1 protein-coding gene is annotated in these 1,278 nt (G+C 54.9%); it reads right to left on the reverse strand.

Going from position 1 to position 1,278, the window contains the following annotated elements; translation table 11 throughout:
* Positions 1–917 (reverse strand): phosphoglucomutase/phosphomannomutase family protein (locus TNMX_RS12540; RefSeq protein ID WP_156919404.1); only part of this gene is annotated, 917 nt, incomplete at its 3' end.
* Positions 918–1,278: the final 361 nt, after the last annotated feature.

Here is a 1,278-nt window from a genome sequence, read left to right on the forward strand (position 1 = left end):
GAAGGTATTGGAGTAGTCGTCACCCGGAAACCCAAACGTTCACCCAAGCGGTCCAGGAGCCAGGTTACAGCAAAGTTCTTCACCACCCGCCCTTTCAACCCCTTACTGTGGCGATAGAAAGCAAGGACGCACAACACCTGGTGGGGATTGAAAAAGCGCCCCCCTGGCAGTACAACTCCCACCCGGTCGGCATCTCCGTCGGTAGCCACGGCCACGGACGGCGGCTCCACACTGGCCATAATCTCTTGGGTAACACCAAGATTGCTGGGGATAGGTTCGGGGTTCACGCCGTGGAAAAGAGGGTGGGGTTCTTCTCGGATCGGTCTTACCTCAATAGGAAGGTCCACATAGCGAAAAAACTCCCGCAAAAATCCGCCTCCGGCACCACCCATACTATCGTGATAAAGAACGCCGTGAAAGCGAGCTACTCGTTCTAGATCCACCACACTAGCTAGGGCACGGAAATACTCTTCCTTCAGTTCTAGAAGCTTGTAGGGTCGCTCCTTGAAAGGTCCCTTTTTCAAGAGGAGGGTCTCCAAAACCTTATAGGACTCTGGAGCTAAAGGCCCACCAGTAGAATCTTTGAACTTCACACCTAAATACTCAGGGGGGTTATGGCTGGCCGTGACCATGACCCCTCCCCCAGCTTCCAAATGCCGAACAGCAAAGGAAAGAAGAGGTGTGGGCACGGGCCCTTTGAGCAGAAAAACCTCGAGGCCCATTCCCGAGAGGTGAGCTGCAAAGGCCCTTCCAAAGGTTTCGGCCATGAATCGGGTATCGTGCCCAACTACAACGCGAGTCTCCCCTCTCTCTTGCAAAAAAAGGCCATATGCACCCGCCAGGTGTCTTATCACATCAAAGGTAAACTCTTTACCGATAACCCCCCGAAAACCTTCTGTTCCAAAGCGTATTCTCATAGCTACCCCGTGTAGCTCTTGAATCCTTTATTCTTCGCCCTCAAAGTTCCCCCAGCTTGCGAACCAGGTCGCGTCAGGGTTCGTGACGACTCCCCAGACTAAAGTCCGGGGCTTCCTAGGGTGTTTCCCTGCGGGAAAGCACGCGGGGTCTCCCCCGAAGGCCCCGTCCAGGCCCAGAAAGACCTTGACTCCGTATCGGCAGGCGAGCGCAATGCTTCCGGCTCTGCCACGGGTGTTCGTTTGGAGTTTTACCCATCGGACTACCCGATGGAACCCCCTACTCCAAGTTTCAAGGTCCACGGGGAACTTTGTCCCCAAGAACATTGTACCAAATCCGTGTCCACCTGTGGTGGACGTGGGC

The sequence above is a fragment of the Thermus sp. NMX2.A1 genome (genome assembly GCF_000511705.1).
GTDB classification, from domain to species: domain Bacteria; phylum Deinococcota; class Deinococci; order Deinococcales; family Thermaceae; genus Thermus; species Thermus scotoductus.